Source organism: Lysinibacillus sp. NPDC058147 (assembly GCF_042884205.1).
Classification (GTDB): domain Bacteria; phylum Bacillota; class Bacilli; order Bacillales_A; family Planococcaceae; genus Lysinibacillus.
The window spans coordinates 1-21,750 of the sequence record NZ_JBHVUJ010000003.1 but is presented as its reverse complement, the minus strand read 5'-3'; the positions used below and the strand labels follow the sequence as shown (position 1 = coordinate 21,750).

Below are 21,750 nucleotides of genomic sequence, written 5' to 3'. Positions count from 1 at the left end.
AAAATAAAAACTATCAAGGAAGACTTGTAAAATAAAAGTTCTCGTTGATAGTTTTTTTCATGTTAATAAAAACGATTTAGCTTAAAGAGTGATAAATCCTGATTGCATTCTCCATTAAGAGTTAAATCCGCTAGCACTTCACCAACAGCACTACTAAATTTAAAACCGTGCCCTGAGAAGCCAGCTGCAATGACAATATTTCGATGCTCAGGTAAAAAATCAATAATGAAATCTTCATCTGGAGTCATGGAATACTTGCATGTTTTTCCGAATTTCAATGCACCGTGCTCAGGCATAAAACGATTGATAAAGTTTTGTAAATCTATAGCATCCTGTTCGTCGAATGGGCGAAGCGGATCGTTTGGATTGATAGCCTCACCGCCATCGTGTCTGCCAAGCTTCAGGCCAGCTCCATCAATACTAGGAAAACCATAGTACATGGAATCAGCAAATTCAAAACAGTAGGTCGGGAAAATATCTTCATGATAAAGCTGCTCATCAGCCTCAAACCATGCAAATGTTTTTCGCGTCGGTGTTACAGGGATGGCGATGTCCATTGTTTGTAGTAACTCAGTTGTCCAAGCACCAGCTGTCACAATTAAATGTTTAGCTTCGTATATATTATTTGCTGTTTGGACACGAATAATTTCGCCAGCTTTGATGTGCTGCACTTTTTCATTTGTATGTAAGGTTGCTCCTGCCTCAATGGCTAATTTTTTATAAGCACTAATGCAGGCCTCTACACGAAGTACACCAGCAGTAGGCTCAAAGCAAGCAACAAAGTTTTCAGGTAAGGATAATCCAGGCCATTTTTTCATTGCCTCAGCCGCAGAATACTGCTCTAATGCTAATTCATAGAGGCTAGCACTTGTTTTCACATTTTGAATAAAAGGATGGGTCTCTTCTCCGACATTTATTACACCTGTTTGTAAAAATAATGCTTCACCTGTTAACGCTTCAAGCTCTTTCCATAATTCACCTGCTCTTTTGACGAAAGGTACATAGCTAGCTCCTTCACCATACGCAAAACGAATAATTCTTGTTTCCCCATGATGACTACCTTCTGCGTGAGGAGGATCAAAGGCATCGAGCATCAAGACATTTTTTCCAGCTTTTGCTATATTATAGCCCGCTGCCATCCCCATTGATCCTGCACCAATTACAATCACATCGTATATCATTTTAATCCCTACTTTTTTGCTCTAGTATAACAAAATATAAGAATATTGGACAGAAATTTCAGAAAATATTTCAAATAAGAGAATGCACAATCTCAATAGGAGTTTGTGCATTGACTTAAAAGGCTATTTAGTACTAGGCAATATTTTGTTTAACAATATGGCTACTATAGCAGCTGTTGCTATTGGAGAGCCGAATAAGTATTGAACGGTTGTTGGTAATGAATATAAGAAATCTTTTGGAAGTAATGTTAAGGCTAATGTTAAAATCACCGGTACTGCGATTACATACATTTCTTTTTCACCGATGTGTTCATTTTTCATTACTTGTAGACCACTGATTGCAATAATGCCACAAACGATAACGAATACACCACCAATAACTGCTGAAGGTATAGCAGAAATAAGAGCAGCTAATTTTCCAGAGAATCCGAATAAAATAAACCAAAAACCTGCAGCAATAAAAACACGACGACTTGCAATACCTGTGATCGATATCACACCTGCATTTGTTGAATAGCCAGTGACAGGAGTTGAGCCTAGTAATGATGCAATGAAACAACCAATTCCTTCGCCAATCACACCGCGATTAATTTGTTTATCAGTTAATGGTTTATCGATAACATTACTCACTGCAAACCATGTACCTGTTGTTTCTGCCATTAAGACGATATAAATAATCACCATTGTAATGATGGCAGAAAAATTAAACGTGAAGCTGAAATCTGTAAATGGAATTTGAGGCATACTAAACCATTTTGCTTGTGACACTGCTGATAAATCTAAAACGCCAATAAAATTTGCGGCAATACAGCCCGCAATTAAAGCAATGATTACTGAAGCGATACGAAATACGCGGCCTTTTTTGAAGACAGAACCTAGCATAACGCAAAGGATTAGAACGACAGCTGAAATTAAAGCTAAATAGATGTTTTGGTTAATGGTTGCACCTGCCGCATTAAAAATATTATCACTTAAACCTACAGGCATTAATGAAAGACCAACCACAAAGATAATTGTCCCTCCGACAATTGGCGGAATGAAAGTTTTCACGATTTTGTTGAAAATACCTGTATAGCCTAAAATAATAACTAAGATAGCGCCGACTAGGCTTGCTCCTAGCACAGTACTCCATCCAAGATCGCCACTACCACTCGCTGCATAAATACCTACAATGGCACCGATTGGAACATATGAAGGACCTTGTGCGATCGGTAGCTTCATGCAAAAGTGAGTTTGAATGATCGTTGCAATCCCGGCCGCAATGAAAGTTGATTGAATCAATGCGCTTGATTGGCCAGATTGTAAACCGATTAACATGGCAATTAAAAACGGCACTACGTAGACATCCATCGCCATGACGTGCTGTAAACCAAGTAGGGAGGATTGGCCGAGTGATACCTTTTCATCTGGTAAAACTGTTAACTGCTGAGTTTTCATTTTATCGTTAGCAAATTTGTTATGTTGCGTTTCCACTAAGATGTACACCTCAAAATTGTAAATTTAGAATTTTTATTTATGCTCTAGCGTGAACCTTATTTCCTTGTACCCAAACTTCACGGATATTTTCAGGACGCACAAGATACATAATTTTTTGGAAGATATCCTGTAAATCTTCCTTGCTATCAAAAATAGGAAGTTTTGCAGTAGGTATGTTAGTATCGATGATTTGTACATCCCATGTAAAGTTTTCTTGTAATCGACCAATAGGTAGGCTTAAGCTTTCTCCGCCACCTGCTGTTGCTAAATAAAATGCTTCGTTAATCGTAAGACGTGAATTTGGGACACCACGTTTTTCTGCAGAAAGAGATGTATCGACACCGTCTTCAAGCATTCTAGATGACATGACTGCTTGTCTAGCATTATCGAATAGACTAGGGGAGAAACCGCCAGAAATATCTGACCCTAATCCGATATCTACGCCTTTTGCATGGAAGCGGGCAATTGGAATGACGCTATTTGCAAAATAAGCATTGGAAATTGGACAATGACCAATTGCTGTGCCTGTTTCAGCAAATAACTGTGCATCATCATCATTTGAGAAATTGCAATGTGCCATTACAGATTTATCGCCTAATAGCCCAAAATCATGTAAGGCAAAGGCATCATTTTTCTTAAATCGTTCCTTTACGTAGCCATGCTCCCAATCACTTTCGCTACAATGTGACTGGACATGTGTATCGTATTTAGCAGCTAATTCTCCTAAACCTTTTAAAGCATCGTCTGTACAGCTTGGAATAAAGCGTGGTGTTACAACGGGATAAACACCTTGTTTCGTTGATTTTGCTAATTCTTTCACAGCTAAAATAAATTCTTCTGTATCTTTTAGTGCAGTTTGAGTATTTGCATCTCGATAATAGTCTGGATTTTGTTCAGGATCATCCATCACAACTTTCCCAACTAGACCACGTTGGCCTTTTTCAGCGCAAATTTTCGCTAATAGCAGGCTGGCTTCTTTATGGACAGTTGCAAAATAGAGCGATGTAGTCGTTCCATTGGCAAGAAGAGTACTTACTAAATCTTCATAGACCTCTTGTGCAAACTCTAAATCGGAGAATTTGGATTCGATAGGGAAGGTGTATGTGTTCAGCCAGTCATAAAGAGGAATATCTAATGCAGTTCCAGCTTGTGCCCATTGTGGAGCATGTACATGCAAATCGACAAAGCCTGGGAAGAAATATTGTCCATGAGCTAATTGATGAAAATTTTCTTGATGCTGATATGTATTTAGTAGATTTTGATAATCTGCATGCTCTGGAGCTATTGTTTTCTCAATCATTCCATCAGCATTAATGAAGAATAAATAATCCTTTAAAATTTGTACTTCAGTAGGAGACTTACTTGTAAAAGCTGTTCCTTTGAAAATTAACGTATATTCAGCCATAAAAACCACCTTAATGTTCGTTTATTAATGAATGCACGAATTATTATAGGTCATTTAAACTGCTTCGTCTATAAAAAAACGAATATTAATGCAAGTGATGTAGGTTTTTTGAGCAGGTTTCACTATTTTTTTACAGCTTATACAAGCATTGAGATGAATCATCGCTAAAAGTTAGGATGATTTTTGTAAGACGTATATCATGTAGTTGATTGGAGTGAATGCGTTAGCGTAGCTGTCACTGTTGAAAAAAGATTGATTAAAATTTACTGGCAATCCACAGTTTCCGGATTAAATAAAACCTCATATTTCAGGAAGCTTTGCTCTGCGCGAAAGCGAAGCGTCAGCGGCAATGTTTTATCTGCGCGAAAGCGAAGCGTCAGCGGCAAAGCACCCCAGTTGGAACGGAAATCAATTCACGTTATGATGATGAAATATTGAAAAATAGTTGATTGCAAATTTGTACAAATGAAAAAACTACACATCAATTCGTTATTGTACAAATTTTGTGTAGTTCAAACTTTTGAAAAGAGACTGTTATGAAATTGAGTCATTGATGATGTTTATAAAAATATTAAAGGTCGAAGAGGTATTTTGTTCATTTTTTCTTGTGCAAAGATAAATAGGGCGCTGAATATCGATGTCTTTTATAAAAACTCGCGCTACTTGCTGTCGTTGAATAAAGCTAGAAGCTGCTATGGATGGAGCTAGCATCGTACCATATCCAGCAGCAATGGCATGAATGGATTCATTGATGCCGTCCAGTTGTAGTCCTACTTTTGGCGGTGGGATTTTATGAACCTTACATAAAGCGTTTAAATATTCCTTCGTAGAGCTACCATCTTCCCGTGAAACAAATGGCTGCTGCATTAATTCCGCTAATGTCACTTTTTGTTCTGCCAGCGGATGACCGTATGGAACGATAAACCAATAATCGAGATTCATGAGAAATTGATATTTAATATCGGGATGATGACCATCCTCTTTTACGATAAAACCCATATCAGCCTTATAGTGAAGTAATTCTTCAATAACCTGTTGAGAGTTAGCCGTTTTAAGGTGGATATTGGTTGTCGGGTAAGCTTGTTTATACTTTGCGAGCCATTTAGGTAATAAAAAATGAGATGGGACATGGGTAGAAGCAATTTGTAATTCTTCATTACCTGTGTTTTTTAATTGCTCCAGTTTGTTTTCAATATCCAATTCTAAATCAAATAAGCGTTGAGCCTGTTTAAATAAAAATTCCCCATTTTGTGTTAAGGTAATCCCTCTACCTTTTGATTCTAAAAGTGTTAAGCCTAGTTCTTTTTCCAAATTTCTAATTTGAATAGTAACGGCAGGTTGACTAATCATGAGAGCTTGCGCTGCTTTAGAAACACTATTGAGCTCAGCTACTTTTGTGAATAATCTAAGAGCATGTAAATTCATTATGTATCCCACCTTTTATAAAAAATTTTTATCCTTTTATATAAATTATATATTAGATTTATTAATTTTCACTCTGTATCCTTTTAATTACCAAAAAGTTTTTAGGGGGTGAAGGACATGATGAATCGACAGCACATCGGAGTTTTATTTGGGGGAGTGCTATTACTAGTAGTGGCTATGGGGATTAGCCGATTTGCATTCACGCCAATATTGCCGTTTATGCGTCATGATGTCGGGTTTTCATTTGAAGTTGCAGGATTTTTGGCATCAAGTAATTATATTGGTTATTTCATTGGCGCTTTGTGGGCAGGATTTATCAATCGCCAAAAGAAGAACTTTTTATTGTTAAGTGTTGTCTTGAATGTCCTTTCTGTTGTTCTTATGGGAATCATTGAAATATATAGTGTTTGGCTTGTACTTCGTCTGATTGCGGGCATTACAGGGGGGCTTATTTTTGTCTTAACATGTAGTATTATTATGGATTATTTAGCAAAGCATTCACTTACACGATGGTCAGGCTATTTATTTGGTGGTATCGGATTAGGAATTGCCATTTCAGGTTTATTAGTCCCTGCTATTGAAGCACGTTTTGCTTGGCAAGGTACATGGATAGGCTTAGGGATATTATCTGCTGTTTTTTTAGTGATAACATATATACTTTGGCAAGGTTTGCATGTGCAGGATAGTGTGAAAACCGCCAAATCCTCTGATGCAAAAATGACAAAGGGCTTTATGCCATGGTTGATCGTCGCATATGGCTTTGAAGGGTTAGGCTATATTATCACAGGTACTTTTTTAGTGGATATCATTCACAATATCCCTTCACTACAAGCATACTCTTCTTATAGCTGGGTCGTTGTTGGGGTAGCGGCTATCCCATCAGCACCTGTTTGGACTGTATTATTAGAAAAATTCTCGGCCATCAAAATTTTGTTTGTCGCATATATCTTGCAAGTAATAGGCATCTTGTTACCGGTCTTTTCACAAACAGTATGGAGCGTTTTATTATCGTCATTTTTATTCGGCTTGACATTTGTAGGAATTGTAACGTTAACGACTTCCTATGCACGTCAGCTATTCCCAACACAAAGCGGTCCAGTCGTATCATTGTTAACAACGTTTTATGCTTTTGGACAAATTATCGGACCGATCATCGCTGGTCAGCTTGTAGCGGCTTATAGTAGTTATAAGGCAGCACTTGTATTTGCAGGAGTCATTGTATTTTTTGCGTTGATTGTCATGTTGTGTGGAAGATGGATCACAGTTAAACGACAGGCCGCTTTAGACAATGCATTGCCTATCAAAACGCAATCTAGCCCTTAAATTAGAAAAGCCAGAAATCCGATTAGAGATTTCTGGCTTGTGTTTTTACTTAAAGATGGCGTGCCTCTATCTACATGATATAAAAAAATAAAATAAAAGTCTATAACTTTTTGGATATATATGAAAAAATAGTAATGTGCACAAGAGACGTAACGTTACGATTCTATACAGAGATGAGGGAATTGTATGGCAAGAACAGTATCGACAGAAGAGGCGATTAAACGCTGGGATCAACATGCAGAAAACTTTACAGCAAACTACGATGAACATGGTGGCATACACCGTGAAGTATTATTAAATCCAGCCATTTTTTTATTATTAGGAGAGGTGAAAGGAAAAAGGCTACTAGATGCAGGCTGCGGAGAAGGATATTTAAGTAGAATACTTGCTCAAAAGGGGGCTATTGTCACAGCAGTTGATTATTCAGAAAAGATGCTAGAAATTGCTAGAGAAAGAACATCTGAGGAAGTTCCTATACAATATAAACATGGAAATTGCGAAGAACTAGATTTTTTAGCAGATGAACAGTTCGATTGTATTGTTTCCAATATGGTCCTTCAAGATCTAGAGGATTATAAGGCAGCTTTGAGTGAAATGTATCGTCTTTTAAAACCTAAAAGTACTTTCATCTTTTCAATTCTTCACCCTTGCTTTATTACGCCGAATAGTGGATGGATAAGAAATGAACGGCTTGACCAACAGTATTGGAAGGTTCAGCGTTATTTTTATGAAGGGGTATATGATCAAAATCTTCCGCTAGATTCCGATGAGAAAATTGTATTTTATCACCGAACATTAGCGAGCTATATGAAAGCAATTATACAAGCAGGCTTTTCTATAGAGGACGTTATCGAACCGATGCCTTCAAAAGAGATGCTGACAAAGTATCCACAATTCGAGGAAGATTTACATTGTGCAGATTTTATCGTATTTAAATTAAGAAAATAAAGGAGGGGAGCATGTGCGTATATTTCATGTGAGTGAGGGAAGCGATATTACCGTATTCCATCCCCGATTACCTGATCGACTAGATTTAGATCCAGAGAAAGGGCTAGTATGGGCAATTAACGATACATGTTTGCCTAATTTTTTAACCCCTAGAAATTGTCCACGAGTTTGCTATCATATTGGTGCCGATACAACCGAACAGGATAAACAAGCCTATATAACATCAGCATCGTGTGAACATGTTGTAGTAATTGAAAGCAAATGGTTTGAGACGATGAAAAATACAAAACTTTACTTATATGAATTTGACATCCACGAATTTACACTACAGGATCACAATGCTGGTTATTATACAAGTGCAACATCACAATATCCTATTGCTAAATTTGAAGTAGAAAATTTATTTGAGGAAATGTTCAAACGTAATGTTGAATTACGGATTGTCGATAGTCTGTGGAACATCTATGATGAAATTCAAAAAACAACATTGAATTGGTCAATGTGCAGAATGCATTTTGCGCAACCAAGAAAATAATTAGCCAAGCCCCGTAAACGATACTGTTACGTTTACAGGGCTTGTAATATTTAGACAGTAAGTACTAATGGGGTACTCTTAACATCAATCAATTTATTATCTTTATATGTAAATATGTATTCATAGTTGGCTGTTTCATTCAGCATTTTCGGTAAATAATATTTTAAATCTGCTATACCTACATTTTTAGGATGGAAAATCCATGATAAATCTTTCCAATCTAAAATACCTTCTGCAACTTTTATCGGTGTCACATAATGATAGGATTCTGGCAATTCAGCAATAAAAGCATACATACAGCCAAAGTCGGTCATTCCATCCGTCCATGTTATTTTTCCTTTGTATGTAATATCCTGCAGCACAATGCCCGTTTCTTCCTTAATTTCTCGTAATGCACCAGCCAGTGGAGTTTCATCTTTCTCAATCTTTCCACCTACACCGTTCCAAGCCCCCATCCACTCGGGAAAATCCCTATTTAGCAATAATATTTGGTCACCCTTCTTAAGAAAACAAATTGTAAATGCAACCAAGTTTTGACCCTCCTTTTTAAAAGATAGAATGATAATGATAATAAAATAGTAGCACAAATTTGTGAAATGGTTGTCTTACTAATATACAGTTTTAAAATAATATTACTCATTAAAAAGAGAATAGAGTAGGCCAAAGAAAGAACTAATGTCAGTTGACAGAATTTTTTAATGAGCTAAAGTTGTACTTAAACGATATGTCTAAAAAATGAGGTGTACATATGATTTTAATAAGTTCTTGTTTAGCAGGATTAAAGGTACGTTATAACGGAACAGATAGTTTAGATGAAAGAATTCAACGGCTTGTGTTAGAAAATAAGGCCATAACTGTATGCCCTGAACTTATGGGAGGTTTTTCGACGCCTCGTGAGCCCGCTGAAATTGTTGGAGGAGATGGTGAAGACGTTCTTGCTGGAAAAGCGAGAGTTGTTGAAAAATCTGGCCGAGATGTCACGGAGCTTTATATTAAGGGCGCATATGCAACATTACAGAAAGCACTCGAACTAGGTGCGACTAAAGTTATTTTAAAAGAGTATAGTCCATCTTGTGGCAGTGCAGTGATTTACAATGGGGATTTCAATGGCACAAAATTAGTTGGTGTAGGCGTAACTACTGCATTACTAAGAAGAAATAATATTGCGGTCTTTTCTGAAGAAGATTTTTTTATAGATATCAAATAAATTAATAATTGTAATAGATGAATTGGTGCCTTGATATCGAATGAAAAAAATTTCATCAAGTGATTGAAACGACAGAATGAAATCGTTTGTTTTAAACCCTCACCGGTTCTTTGCTAAAAATTTCGCTCTGTTTTATGCTAATTATTATCGAAAATAGGCGCCAGCTTCCACGTTTTTTCTTTTGGATCGTAAAAAAATAAAATGTATTTGTATGCCGATCTTCATTTAGAATCAGGGCATCAAAAGCGAATAGCTGTGCAATCTGAGCGTGTACAACGAGTCCTGTATACTGCACAACCTGCGCCATTAATTGCTCGAATTTTTCTTTAGTAGAAATTGTTTTGTTATTTGTAATAAGGTCAGTAGAGCTGAAATTTGCTTCAAACAAGCGCTTTAGTGTCACTTCCTGTTTTGTACAACGAAAGTCGAGTGAATGGCAACCTTCAAATTGTTAGCCGTCAGCCAACTGAAGGATACATTGCTGATAGACTACATATTTAGAGCAATCAAGAGTTGAGCATTCAATAATGAGGGAAGCTAATTCCCACAGATTGGTGGAGATATTATAAACAGTAAGTATAAAATAGCGAAATATTATATAAAGGCAAAAATAAGCTTTGGATATAAAATGATGTCCAAAGCTCTTTCATAAATTATTTTGTCCTTACCTGCTCAATTTTTAATCCGAAAATTTGAGGCGGTTCAATCTTGTTCATTTGTAAATATGTAGAGATTTGTCCACGATGATGGGTTTCATGTTCAGGAATCGACATGAGTATTCTCCAAGCACTTACTTCATGACCATGAAGGGTTAAAACCTTTTTTAACAACAAATCGTTACCAATTTTCAAAAGCCCCTCTGTTAATTTAACTTGGCTTGACTCTAAATAATTTGAGATATCCTCAATGGAAGCCCCTTTACTAATATCATGTCCTGCATAAGTCCACGAGCCGTGTTCAAAAATACCGAGAAACATTAAACGAGATGATGCGATATGTCGAAATAAATCACCTAAAGAAAATTTATCTTCAGAGGGCCTCCATTCTAAAAGTTCATTAGGTATAGCCTTCGTATATTGCATCGTTCGTTTATGAACACCATCTAAATATTTTACATATTCCCCTATGTCATGAATCATTTCTTCACTCTCCAATTTTTTTTGACTTCTACTACTTATTCTTAATTTTTCAAAATAATCCTCTTGAGAAATTTAAATAATAGGAAGAGTTAATGTAAATGTTGTTCCTAAATTCTTAACACCTTGCTTTTTTACCTCAAGAACTCTCCTTCTTTAAAAATTTATCTTCTCTTGCGATTTGAAAGGATGAAAAATAATATGATGACTAAGGCTGAGTAGACAAAAATCCAAACAAATCGCCAATAAAAAATGGTCGGTATTGACGTTATTGAATCTTCCGAACCCATCATTTCCAATGAAAGACGGACAGGTGGAAGCAGCCAAATTAGTCCCTTAATCTGCAGGATTGTCTCTTTTAAAGTAGCGATAACGACAGAAACAATTAAAATGGCAAGTACACCCCACCAAGTATTTTGCTTGTTTTTAACGAGTTCTCTCGTAAAAATAGCTGAAAGTGCAATCGCTAGTACAGCTAAACTAAAATGAGAGAGGAATCCTAGTAATTGATGTATAAATTTAGGTTTTTCTCCAAAGGCGCCGATTAGAGTAGGGTAGATCACTGATATACAGCTTAAGAATAAAGCAATAAGTACACAGTTTATAAAAATTCCTAAATTATATTGTGTCCGACTTTTGGCATGAAGCGTTGTTATTACTTTTTGTCCTTCGTCTTCTGCGTGAAATAGTGTCACTGTAAACCATCCCATTAGAAAAAAGAGAATAATAGCTGTAAACGAATAGCTATTTAATATAGGATTTGGGGTAAAGGTATAGTTGACAACGAGACATAAAATGAAAATTGAAAAAGGTGGGACATATTTATAGGTCCTTAAATAATTGATAAATTGATAGCGCAATAAACTTGTCATGTCAGCGTCTTTTCCTCCTTAAAAATGGGTATAAAATTGTTCCTCCTTCTGATTGATTGGGATTAATTGTTTAATAGAGGCTTTTTTCTGTAGGAGATCCAATAATACTTGATCTGTATCTTCTGTCTTAATAACGGTAATGACCTCATGACTACCATTATTTAAAAGACTTTGATGTTGAATTTCAAGAAAAGGTAATAGGTTGTTCAATAATTTATCACTTGATATTTCAAAAATTAATTTATTTTTCGGTATTTCATTTTTAATGAATGAATCAGCTTGAATGACCTTATTATTTTGAATAACGAGAACTGTATCAACAAGATGTTTCAGTAATTTTGTTTCGTGACATGTTAAAACGATACATAACCCTTTGTCTTTTAAAATGGAGAGAGTTTCTTCTAAATCACTTTGGGCCTTAGGATCGAGTCCTGATAATGGTTCATCTAAGATTAGCAAATCTGTGTCTTCAAGCATTGCCTGCATAATCATAACCTTTTGTTTCATACCTTTAGAAAAATTAACAATCCGAATGTTCCGAGCTTCCTGTAAATGAAATAATTCTAGTAAATCATTTATTTTTTGCTGTAGTTGTTTTTTGGGAATACCTCGAATACTACCCATATGATAAAGATATTCTTCAGGTGTAAAAAAAATTTGTGAAGGGGTCACTTCGGGCACATAACCAATTTTTAAAGATTGGCTATGTTTCACAATAGAACCACTGTCAGCATCAACTAATTCAGCAATAATTTTTAGAAGGGTACTCTTGCCTGATCCATTCTTTCCTACCAGGGCAATAATTTGATTGGCACAAATAGAAAATGTAGCGTTCTCTAAAATTTTCTTACCACTATACTGTTTAGAGATGTTCTGAATTTCCATTATCGTATTCATCTTTACACACCTTTATATTTCGTTTTTAACCATTAACTGTAAATTTAGTATAGATGAACATTAGTTCCTTTGCTAATAGAAAGTTGGTTTAATTTTCTAATTGAAAAAATTCTGCCCAATTTTTGAGCAGAACCCTTTTGATTATAATGAACGATATTTTTTTAGACTTACAATATTTAATGTAATAAATACAAGAGCGAAGCAAGCAAGAATCACTAAGTCCACTAGAATTTCACTAAAGGAATATCCTTTATACATAACCCCATTCAACGCATCGGCGGCATAGTATAGTGGCATAATACGCCCAATATTTTGTAGCCACTCCACCATATTATCAAGTGGGAAAATACCTGAAAAGAAAATTTGCGGTACAATAACTAGCGGAATAAATTGCATCATTTGAAACTCTGAAGCGGCAAAACTTGATAAAAGAGCTCCTAATGATAATGAAACAAGTGCAACGACAATATTGATTAGTAGCACAAGCCAGATGGAGCCGACGTGTACGATATCTAGGACATAAACCCCGAATAGAACAATAATCGTCGTTTGAATAAATGCAAACAATCCATAACCAATCATATAACCAGCAACAATTTCAGAACGTTTAATCGGTGTCGCTAGTAAGCGTTCCAAAGTCCCTGAAGTGCGTTCTTTTAATAACGCTATACCTGTAATTAAAAAGACGAAGAAGAAAACAAAGAAGCCTGTAAGCATCGGGCTGAAAATATCAAAAATAGCGGTATTTTCATCGCCATATACATAATCAGTCGTCAACTTCATCATTGCAGATTGCTCTGGCTGTAAAACTTGAGAAAGCTTCATCTTTAAAGCCTTGGCTGTAGACGGATCATCATTTAATAATGTGAGCTTCAATTGAGTTTGATGAAAAGCTAACCAGCCGTCATATTTTTCTTCTTTTAAACCGGCAATAGAAAAATCATTTTTTTCGATAACATGAAAATCTGCCTCTTCAAGCTTTTCAATTATTGTAGCAGGACCATTTGATACAACTAGTGTCATTTCAGGTTCGTTACTATTAAAAACAAAATACATTAACGAAAGCACAAGAAGGGGGGCAAAAAATAATAAGGCGAGTGTACGTTTATCGCGTATCATTTGCTGCATAATTCTTGTAACAATTGCGCCGATTCTCATAGTACTTCACCTCCAGCCTTTAAAAACACTTCATCAAAGTCCTTAGCCTGATAATGAGCTTTCAAATCATGTGGTGTTCCATACGCGATTATATGACCATTGCGTAGCATAGCTAACTGATCACAGCGCTCTGCTTCATCCATTGCATGTGTCGTTACTAAAATTGTTTTATGTTCATCGTTTTTTAAACGAATTAACTCCTGCCAAATTTCCTTTTTCAATATTGGATCAATACCAACAGTTGGCTCATCTAAAATCAACAACTTTGGATTTTGGATAAGAGCGATTGCAAGGGATAATCTCCGTTTCATTCCACCAGAATAATTCAACACCTTACTATTTAAATCATCCGTTAAATGAACAAGGCTTGCAGCATAATTTACACGCTCCGCACGTTCTTTTTTTGATAATCGATAAAGCTTAGCAAAAAAATGAAGATTCTCCTCACCAGTTAAATCCAAATACAGCGCATCAGATTGTGCCATATAGCCGATATCCGTCAGCAATTGCTTATGGGGTACTTTATAATTTAACACTTGAATACTACCGTTATCGGGCTTAATCATTCCCATAATCATTTTAATTAACGTCGTTTTCCCACAGCCGGAAGGACCAAGTAAGCCAATAAGCTGTCCTTTTGGAACTTCTAAAGAAAGCGGGGCAATTACTTGTTTTTGATGAAACTTTTTTTCAATGGAGTTTAATGAAATTGCATTGTTTCCCATCTATCCATCTCTCCTTTACTAAACACAGTGTTGATACCTGAAATTTTAAGGCAGTGTATGCGAAATTACAATAAACAGAAAACTAAAAAGTGTTAAGTGATTTTAGATTTCAAAATTTAGTTTTTTAACCATTAAGGATATATATTCTTAATGCTACAGTATTACTTTAGACATTTAAAAAAATATTTTTAAATAACAATTTTACTAAATGAGATTGATGGAAATAAATAAAGAAGAATGCCGATAAATAAGGTAATACGGTAATTACAAACACTATATGACCTTGTTGTGATCATATAACAACATCGCTAAATACCAATCAGAATAAAGTGATAATACAATGGGGGGTCTTAATGTCTATTCACGATATTATGAATTTTGAAACAAAACGAGCTATAAAAAATGCATTACTTGTTCAAATAGAGGAAGTAGGTTTTGAACGAATAACAGTAAAAAACCTTGCTATTACTGCAAATATTAATCGAGGAACTTTTTATTTACATTATAAGGATAAATATGAAGTGATGGAGGATTTGCAGCAGGAATTATTAAATGAACTAGAGAGCTATGTAAAAAACGTTCAACCACTAGAAGCTTTTCACACGGTAAAAATAGGTCAACTTTATCAGCCATTTATTGCGGTGTTTAAATATATTAAAGAGCATGCAAAAGCCTTCCGAGTTATATTAGGGGAGCAGGGGAGTCCCGCTTTTAGTAAACGGATGAAGAAAGTTTTTAGTAATCATATTTTGGACAGAATTTCTGTTATTCGAGAAGAAGGACTTGATCCAGAGTTCCAACAATATTTTGAGGCTTTTTTAACTTCCGCGATTTTAGGTGTTATTCAAGAGTGGTTAGACAGTGGAGATGAAGATTTAAACGTGGAGGAGTTAGCAATGATTCATTTTCGGTTATTGCGTTTCCTTGGTGATTTGGCATCTTTGCAGCAATGAAAGCTTTAGTAAGGAGACACTCTCATATCTCCTTATATGGGTAATTTACAAAATACCATGATTAAAAGAAAGAAACTGGAGAAGTGATTATCTCGTATCAGGTCTTGATGACGTTGCTTATCCAAAACAAGAGGAACAAGCAAAAATACATGCAGCAGTCAGTCACTTTATTCAAGTAACTGTACCATTTCTTTAGAAATCAAGGTCATAAGTAAATTTTTAAAGTAAATATTGAAAATTTCACATCAGAAAAACGCGAGAAATCAACTTTTTTAAAGTTGATTTTCTTGCGCTTTTGAGGTTTTGACCAGTATTATGTCCAGACTCATTTTACTTTCAAATAAGTATTGTTGATTTTTTGTTTTTCTTATAGTTAGTATCTTATAAAAAGTCTTTAATCTCGTTCCACATACTTTCCGTCATTTTGATGGTGATTTTCATTATATGATACATATGCTTGAATGACTTTACCATTTTCAACCTTATATACATAAAGTACTGCTGGTTCGTCAGAAAATTTAACTTTTATTTGGTATCCAAATGCGGTAGTTAATAATTCTTCTTTATCAAAACTAGTTTCCCAAGATGCATTAGGGTATGTCTTTTCTAAATGTTCTTCAACCATTTGAGTATATTTATCATATTTAGAGTCCTGTATATGCGGACGAACAGTTAGGAATACTGCATAGCTTATAAGGATAATAACTATAAAGCTATACAAAATTTTTTTACCTTTTTTTCTTAAAAAAAATGAAATTACAAAAAGAAAAAAAATAGATCCTATCACAAAAAATAACTCTATCGCTTTTATAGCCATATAAACATCTCCTAATTAAATCTATTTTAATAAGAATTTTCTATTTTTATTATAGTTTATGTAGTAGACTATCACCCCAATAAGTTGAGGTTTGTAATAATAAATAAGAAATTTAAAAACTCTCTCATTAAAAGATTGACAAATATTGTCTGTGGTACTAAAATGGCTTTACATTGACTGACTAATCAATCGAAAAAGGAGCGATATTAATGCCAAGAAACGAAGAACAAAATCAGGAGCTTAGAGATGCACGGAAAGAACAAATATTACAAGCTGCATTAATAGTCTTTGCCAGAAGAGGAATGGTGGCAACAAAAATCAGTGATATTGCTAAAGAAGCTGGTTTAAGCCATGGACTTGTCTACCATTATTTTGATTCAAAAGATGAAATTTTTTCGATGCTTGTAAAAAAAGCTGCTAAAAGTTCTATTGAGATTATTCAGAAAGCAATTGAGCATATGGGTACACCGCTTGAGAAATTAAATTGGATGACAGAGCAAATATTAAATAACTTAATAGATACCGAGCATACTCTTTTATTTTTGATTATGATACAAGCAAGTACTTCAGACGCTATCCCAAATGACGTAAAAGAGTTGTTAACAAGCGATAATGCACTATCACCAGTTGATTGTATATTACCAATGATTGTAGCAGGACAGGAAGAGGGGGAAATCATTTCAGCAAATTCTGTAACACTAGCTGTTACTTATTTTGCCTTTATACAAGGTTTAGCAATTAACAAAATTCAATGGCCAGAATGCCCGATACCTGATGCAAATATGCTTATGAAGATTTTTACAAAAGAATAGAATTAAAGAAGGGGCTACAAATAATATGAGTAGTAAAAAAAGTATATATCTTCTACTATCACCATTTGTGATTATCGGATTGGGCTTTATAACTGCGTCAATCTTTAACCAATACATACAAGGGTGGGCTTGGATTCCTTTAGCGATAGTTTACTGGAGTACAATTGGAATCTGTATTTTTTATTTTAAAGGAGATAAGCCGATTAAAAGTTGGCTAGGAAGATCTGAAGTTTCTAAAGTTTGGATTACGATATCTTTACTAATAGGAATGTTTCCATTAACAATATTTTTCATGAACTATAAGTTATTTAATTCCACTTTCCTAATTGTGCTATGGTTACTATTTGCTTTTATAAATCCTTGGTTTGAAGAGCTTTATTGGCGTGGGATATTACTAGAGGGTCTAGCAAACTGGTTTCCTAAATGGTTAAGTATATTGTATACAACTTTATTTTTTGTACTTAGCCATCCATTAATGTGGGGAGTATTTTCTATTGCAAGTAAATCCTATCATTTATATATTTATTTAAGTATAGCCGGTGTTGTTTGGGCAATTACATATTTTAAAACAAAGAGCTTAAGATGGGTAATATTTTCACATTTTATTGTAGATATCGGTAACTTAACGGTTTTAACCTTTTTAAATATTTATTTACCACCCACAATGTAGTCATTTTATTTCTTCATTCTATAAATAATTGGCTTGGCTTAGAAAAAAACAAGTCAAGCCAATATTGCGTACTACATTTTACAAATGCAAATCCCGTTTAACAAAAACACGAATAGCCAGCATATAACAAAACATTCCAATTAAAAATAATGCCCCTAGCATCCAAATTGACGAACTATCTTGAGTCATTAATTTTTCAGGTGAAAACAATGAGTAGATCGTGAAGTACTTCAGCTTTCCTAAAGCCCCCCCCATATTACTAAGCGCCTGAATTAAATAAAATAGAATAGGGATCCCTGTACTATATGCATAAGAGGTTCTTAAATCCTTGCTACTGCAGGATACAAAAAAACAATAGCCACTAATGGCAAAGTGTAAGAAAAAAAGGCCGATATTTAATGTCAAAAAAGCACTTATATCCAATTTATTTGGAAATAGAATCTCTGAAAATATAACTGCGACCAGAGTTGTTATAGAGAGCAGAATAAAAATGCTAGCAATTAAAAAAAATGCTTGAGTGGAGACAATTTTAAAACGTGTATTTGGTGTCGCAATTAGGTATGTCATGGAACCATTATCGATATAGCCCATAATTAGTTTATTTGCTGACATAATGATGAAAACTAACGGAAGAATGAGCAATAAAAATCCATACAAATAGGTTGATAGAAATTCAATTAACGTATTACCTATGTTACTCATGCCAAATGCTGACATCAATTCAGGCATTGTTTCGGTAAGCTTATTAAGAGTATTACTCATTTCAGGGTTATACATATAAACAATACTAATGATATAGAGCATTAATACAGCAAGTATAATACTAAAAAGTTTAACAGTAGCAAGCACCTCATGTTTTAGCAAAGTAAAGTTCATGATTCTTTACCTCCTCTTTCGTAGTAATGCATGAATATATCTTCAAGTGATTGTGAAATGATATCGAGGTCATTAATTTTATAATCTGCTAATGTATGAAGTAATGTTTGGACATTACCCTGAACTTTTATAATGGCTTGTGTTGGCCCAGTCTGTTCAATTTTAAGTTGTTCTCCTAAGAAACGAGAAAGTTCTTGTTCGTTTTGAAATTCAATTAAAAACTTTTTAGATTTTCGCTTTTTTAAGTCAGCAATTGTTTCCGTTGCAACAATTTTACCAGCGTTTAGTATCGATACACGGTCACAAGTTTTTTCAATTTCTTCAATCATATGAGAGGACATGAAAATGGTCGTTCCTTTTTCTTTTTCAGCTAAAATAAAATCGATAAACTTTGTTTGTATAAGAGGGTCTAATCCACTTGTCGGTTCATCTAGAATGACTAACTCTGGATTATGCATAAATGCGCAAATGAGACCAACCTTTTGCTTCATACCCTTCGACATTTTCTTAATAAGCCCAGTGGCATTTAACTCAAAGTATTGCATGAGTTCATTAGCTCTTGTTAAATCATGTAACCCTCGCATTTGGGCAATAAATTTGATAAATTGTAGTCCAGTCATTTTATCGATAAATGCAATTTCCCCAGGTAAATAGCCTACAAATTTTTGAATTTCAGCCGTAGATTGTCTACAATCCAACCCTTTTATGAAACATTGTCCTTCTGTGGGTTGTAAGAAGCCCATTAAATGCCGTATTGTTGTTGATTTACCAGCACCGTTTGGACCTAAAAATCCAAACACTTCACCTTTTTCGATTTGTAGGTCCACATTCTGTACACTATAAAAATCCCCAAACTTTTTAGTTAAATTATTGACCTCGATCATTGGCATACACTTCACCCCTTCGATTGTTCTATATAATGATTATAAGACTAATTTTCAAAAAATAAATTACAATAAAAAAGAACATGAATGGCTTCATTAAAAAGACTCATTCATGTTCTCCGGTTAGTGACTATAACTTTACATGTAGTATCAGCTTGAAGATATTTATTCTCCATAATAATTATTCAGCGCTACTTCTAAACGTTCCTCTAAGTGCTTCGAAATATAGGCTAACACAAATTGCTCCTTCTCCATCTCAATTTGAGAAGAACGAAAAGTTTTTCTGAAAAAGCCCGCCTTATTTTCCTCCGCAAATTGCTGTAATGCTTCTGTTCGTAATGTCGACACTATTTCATTTTCAATATGACGCTCACGAATTTTTTGAACAATATCCTTTACACTACGCTCTTGCAGTTCAGAAATTTGTTTTTGTAGATTTTCATTTTCTAGTTTAAGTTCAGCTGTTTCTTTTTGAATTTTTTCTACTTGAGGATTAGATTCTGCAGGAACTAATTGAATGTTTTGTGCAAGAAAATCTTGATTGATCGTTACTTGTAAGGATCCATGATCTTCAATTGGAAGAATATTGAAAAGTCCTGTCTGAATCATTTGCTGAAGAACATTTCCAAGAACATCAACTTTATTCGCTAAATCATCAGTACCCATAGTTGTTGCAGTTATTTGGTGTTTGAAGAGTTGACCGTTGTCATCAATTCCTAGTAAAAGTTTTAAGCCTCTGACACGGTGTTCATCTTTTAATAGTAAAATCATGCGAAGTCTTAAGATGGCAGGAAGGTTCAAACGAATATTAGTGTTTGGGCTATTCGAAGCATTATCAAAAATATACTGTTCAAATGGTTTAATGTAATAGCGAAGCATCGCATCCGTAATTTTAAACCAACCTGCGACTTCTGAAATGGAATAATGATTTGATTCTTCAATATGCGCTAAATAGTCGTCATTATAAAGTATTTCTTCTAAAGGCGTATTTTGTATTTCGACAAACAATGGGTCATGTTGCACAATTTCGAGTACCGTTTCTTTTGCATCATTTAGTTTAAGCATCCTTTTACACCCCACTTTATTTTTCCGAATAACTCTATATAGGTTTCTATTCTACTGGAAGCAATTGTATGACTATTTTGTATAGGAAATAATCATTAGAACCAATTACCTGAAAACCTTTTCTGACTCTTAAGGGAAATTTAAGCTGTATAAAGTGGGAGAAATGTTGAAGTGTATGGGTTAGAGGAGTACTTATTTATGTATTTCAATTCGTACCCCAATCAATCCTGCTTCACAAAAGAACGTTCTAAAATATAATTAGGAAATTATCTGGAAATAGGCTTAATAGGTTTCATTGACTAAATTTCATATTTTTCTAAATAATTAAATGACTACCTAAAAGAGAAAGCGTTTTATATTAGATATAGTAAATCTATATTCACTTATGTATATTTATGAAGGAGGGATTTAACAATGAAAAAACTACTTATATTACCACTGACGTTACTACTAGGTTTTTTATTAGTAGCGTGTAGCCAAGATAAAGAAAGTGATAGTGGTAAGAAAACTGATAATGTTGAAAAAACAGCAGAAGAAACATCTAAAGACGAGTCATTAAAAGTTGATAAAGGACTTTTAAACGTTGAAGTTACTATACCAGCTTCTTTTTATGAAGGTCAGGACATTGATAAAGCGATTACTGAAGCAAAAAATGAAGGAATAAAGGAAGCCATCAAAAACGACGACGGCTCTGTAACATACAAAATGTCTAAATCAGTTCATAAAAAAATGATGAAAGAGCTGGAAGAAAGTGTTTTAGAAACGGTAGAAGAGATTAAAACTAGTGATGATTTTACTTCTATTAAAGACGGAGCTTATAACAAGTCCTTTACGGAGTTTACGCTTACTGTAAATAAAGAAGAGTTTGAAAGTAGTTTCGATGCTATGGCATCAATGGGACTTGCTATAGTGGGTATGTATTATCAACTTTTTGGTGGAACGGATCCTGAGAAGTTTAAAGTTACAGTAATTTTTAAAGATGAATCAAATGGAGATGTAATTAACACAGTTGTTTATCCTGATGATTTGAATGAGGAAAAAAAATAATCGTAGTTTAAAAATTTAAAAAGGTCACTCATTTGAAAAATAATGAGTGACCTTTTTAAATTTTTAAACTAAAATTCTCAGATTAGAAAAATACTTGTCCTTGTATTTTTTGGTACCCCAAGTACCTCGGAAAAAATGTTCCGTAATCCCATTGCCCCCATGAGAATACCTCTATATACAGAAAGCTTGAAAACACTGACTTAAATATAGTTAGACATTTAACAAATAAAATTAAATAATTTTAACTCTTAAGAAAAATTTAAGCTGTAACAAGTGAAAATATGTTGATATATAAGGGTTTGAGGGGTACTTACTTAGTGCGTACCCCAATTTGTACC

The 21,750-nt window shown here is 34.5% G+C and carries 23 protein-coding genes; 8 read left to right on the top strand and 15 right to left on the bottom strand.

The genetic code is table 11. The annotated features are described in order from the left end of the window. Positions 1-62: 62 nt before the first annotated feature. The 4 genes from solA to ACFVT8_RS09615 form a co-directional block, all read right to left on the bottom strand. The gene (gene solA, locus ACFVT8_RS09630; RefSeq protein ID WP_387080366.1) at positions 63-1,181 is read right to left on the bottom strand and encodes an N-methyl-L-tryptophan oxidase; all 1,119 of its coding nucleotides are present in this window, start codon (positions 1,179-1,181) and stop codon (positions 63-65) included. 123 nt (positions 1,182-1,304) lie between these two features. After that, positions 1,305-2,654 (bottom strand): uracil-xanthine permease family protein, encoded by a 1,350-nt coding sequence (locus ACFVT8_RS09625; RefSeq protein WP_387080368.1) that lies wholly within the window; start codon positions 2,652-2,654, stop codon positions 1,305-1,307. 40 nt (positions 2,655-2,694) lie between these two features. Continuing rightward, positions 2,695-4,062: a guanine deaminase gene (gene guaD / locus ACFVT8_RS09620; RefSeq protein WP_387080370.1), complete on the bottom strand. Its 1,368-nt coding sequence runs from the start codon at positions 4,060-4,062 to the stop codon at positions 2,695-2,697. 534 nt (positions 4,063-4,596) lie between these two features. After that, positions 4,597-5,487 (bottom strand): LysR family transcriptional regulator, encoded by an 891-nt coding sequence (locus ACFVT8_RS09615; protein ID WP_387080372.1) that lies wholly within the window; start codon positions 5,485-5,487, stop codon positions 4,597-4,599. A gap of 120 nt (positions 5,488-5,607) precedes the next feature. On the opposite strand from ACFVT8_RS09615, the gene ACFVT8_RS09610 reads away from it, so the two are divergent. From ACFVT8_RS09610 to ACFVT8_RS09600, 3 genes are all read left to right on the top strand, one after another. Beyond that, positions 5,608-6,810, top strand: coding sequence for a YbfB/YjiJ family MFS transporter (locus ACFVT8_RS09610; RefSeq protein ID WP_387081501.1), 1,203 nt, complete (start codon positions 5,608-5,610; stop codon positions 6,808-6,810). Positions 6,811-6,996: 186 nt separating this feature from the next. Next, the gene (locus ACFVT8_RS09605; RefSeq protein WP_387080373.1) at positions 6,997-7,758 is read left to right on the top strand and encodes a class I SAM-dependent methyltransferase; all 762 of its coding nucleotides are present in this window, start codon (positions 6,997-6,999) and stop codon (positions 7,756-7,758) included. A 13-nt stretch (positions 7,759-7,771) separates the two neighbouring features. Next, the gene (locus ACFVT8_RS09600) at positions 7,772-8,293 is read left to right on the top strand and encodes a DUF6886 family protein (RefSeq protein WP_387080374.1); all 522 of its coding nucleotides are present in this window, start codon (positions 7,772-7,774) and stop codon (positions 8,291-8,293) included. A gap of 50 nt (positions 8,294-8,343) precedes the next feature. Here the strand turns inward: ACFVT8_RS09600 and ACFVT8_RS09595 are convergent, their stop codons facing one another. Beyond that, entirely contained in the window at positions 8,344-8,823 is a 480-nt protein-coding gene (locus ACFVT8_RS09595; RefSeq protein WP_387080375.1) for an NUDIX hydrolase, read from the bottom strand. A gap of 218 nt (positions 8,824-9,041) precedes the next feature. On the opposite strand from ACFVT8_RS09595, the gene ACFVT8_RS09590 reads away from it, so the two are divergent. Beyond that, a complete protein-coding gene (locus ACFVT8_RS09590) occupies positions 9,042-9,500 on the top strand; it encodes a 2-thiouracil desulfurase family protein (protein WP_387080377.1) in 459 nt (152 codons plus the stop codon). A gap of 91 nt (positions 9,501-9,591) precedes the next feature. Here ACFVT8_RS09590 and ACFVT8_RS09585 read toward each other — a convergent pair whose 3' ends face one another. The 6 genes from ACFVT8_RS09585 to ACFVT8_RS09560 all read right to left on the bottom strand — a co-directional run bounded on the left by ACFVT8_RS09585 (position 9,592) and on the right by ACFVT8_RS09560 (position 14,288). Then, entirely contained in the window at positions 9,592-9,888 is a 297-nt protein-coding gene (locus ACFVT8_RS09585; protein ID WP_387080378.1) for a hypothetical protein, read from the bottom strand. A gap of 265 nt (positions 9,889-10,153) precedes the next feature. After that, positions 10,154-10,639 carry a DinB family protein gene (locus ACFVT8_RS09580; protein WP_387080380.1) on the bottom strand — a complete coding sequence of 162 codons (486 nt, stop codon included), beginning with the start codon at positions 10,637-10,639 and terminating at the stop codon, positions 10,154-10,156. 161 nt (positions 10,640-10,800) lie between these two features. Beyond that, a complete protein-coding gene (locus ACFVT8_RS09575; protein ID WP_387080382.1) occupies positions 10,801-11,508 on the bottom strand; it encodes an ABC transporter permease in 708 nt (235 codons plus the stop codon). An 18-nt stretch (positions 11,509-11,526) separates the two neighbouring features. Then, entirely contained in the window at positions 11,527-12,393 is an 867-nt protein-coding gene (locus ACFVT8_RS09570; protein ID WP_483869502.1) for an ABC transporter ATP-binding protein, read from the bottom strand. A 153-nt stretch (positions 12,394-12,546) separates the two neighbouring features. Continuing rightward, positions 12,547-13,563, bottom strand: a complete 1,017-nt coding sequence (locus ACFVT8_RS09565; protein ID WP_387080385.1) for an ABC transporter permease — start codon at positions 13,561-13,563, stop codon at positions 12,547-12,549. Next, complete coding sequence (locus ACFVT8_RS09560) at positions 13,560-14,288, bottom strand: ABC transporter ATP-binding protein (protein ID WP_387080387.1); 729 nt, start codon at positions 14,286-14,288, stop codon at positions 13,560-13,562. The genes ACFVT8_RS09565 and ACFVT8_RS09560 overlap by 4 nt, the downstream gene beginning before the upstream one ends. A gap of 353 nt (positions 14,289-14,641) precedes the next feature. On the opposite strand from ACFVT8_RS09560, the gene ACFVT8_RS09555 reads away from it, so the two are divergent. Then, positions 14,642-15,241, top strand: coding sequence for a TetR/AcrR family transcriptional regulator (locus tag ACFVT8_RS09555; protein WP_387080388.1), 600 nt, complete (start codon positions 14,642-14,644; stop codon positions 15,239-15,241). A 394-nt stretch (positions 15,242-15,635) separates the two neighbouring features. On the opposite strand, the gene ACFVT8_RS09550 is transcribed toward ACFVT8_RS09555, so the two are convergent. After that, a complete protein-coding gene (locus ACFVT8_RS09550; RefSeq protein WP_387080390.1) occupies positions 15,636-16,058 on the bottom strand; it encodes a hypothetical protein in 423 nt (140 codons plus the stop codon). 209 nt (positions 16,059-16,267) lie between these two features. Here ACFVT8_RS09550 and ACFVT8_RS09545 point away from each other — a divergent pair, with 209 nt between their 5' ends. After that, on the top strand, positions 16,268-16,870 hold the full coding sequence (locus tag ACFVT8_RS09545) for a TetR/AcrR family transcriptional regulator (RefSeq protein WP_387080392.1): 603 nt from the start codon (positions 16,268-16,270) through the stop codon (positions 16,868-16,870). A 25-nt stretch (positions 16,871-16,895) separates the two neighbouring features. Next, complete coding sequence (locus ACFVT8_RS09540) at positions 16,896-17,540, top strand: CPBP family intramembrane glutamic endopeptidase (protein ID WP_387080394.1); 645 nt, start codon at positions 16,896-16,898, stop codon at positions 17,538-17,540. Positions 17,541-17,618: 78 nt separating this feature from the next. Here the strand turns inward: ACFVT8_RS09540 and ACFVT8_RS09535 are convergent, their stop codons facing one another. The 3 genes from ACFVT8_RS09535 to ACFVT8_RS09525 form a co-directional block, all read right to left on the bottom strand. Further along, positions 17,619-18,416, bottom strand: coding sequence for an ABC transporter permease (locus ACFVT8_RS09535; protein ID WP_387080397.1), 798 nt, complete (start codon positions 18,414-18,416; stop codon positions 17,619-17,621). Further along, a complete protein-coding gene (locus tag ACFVT8_RS09530) occupies positions 18,413-19,300 on the bottom strand; it encodes an ABC transporter ATP-binding protein (RefSeq protein ID WP_387081503.1) in 888 nt (295 codons plus the stop codon). Before ACFVT8_RS09530 ends, ACFVT8_RS09535 begins: the two co-directional genes overlap by 4 nt. A gap of 165 nt (positions 19,301-19,465) precedes the next feature. Then, positions 19,466-20,365, bottom strand: coding sequence for a hypothetical protein (locus ACFVT8_RS09525; RefSeq protein ID WP_387080399.1), 900 nt, complete (start codon positions 20,363-20,365; stop codon positions 19,466-19,468). A gap of 414 nt (positions 20,366-20,779) precedes the next feature. Here ACFVT8_RS09525 and ACFVT8_RS09520 point away from each other — a divergent pair, with 414 nt between their 5' ends. Then, a complete protein-coding gene (locus ACFVT8_RS09520; RefSeq protein WP_387080400.1) occupies positions 20,780-21,412 on the top strand; it encodes a hypothetical protein in 633 nt (210 codons plus the stop codon). Positions 21,413-21,750: the final 338 nt, after the last annotated feature.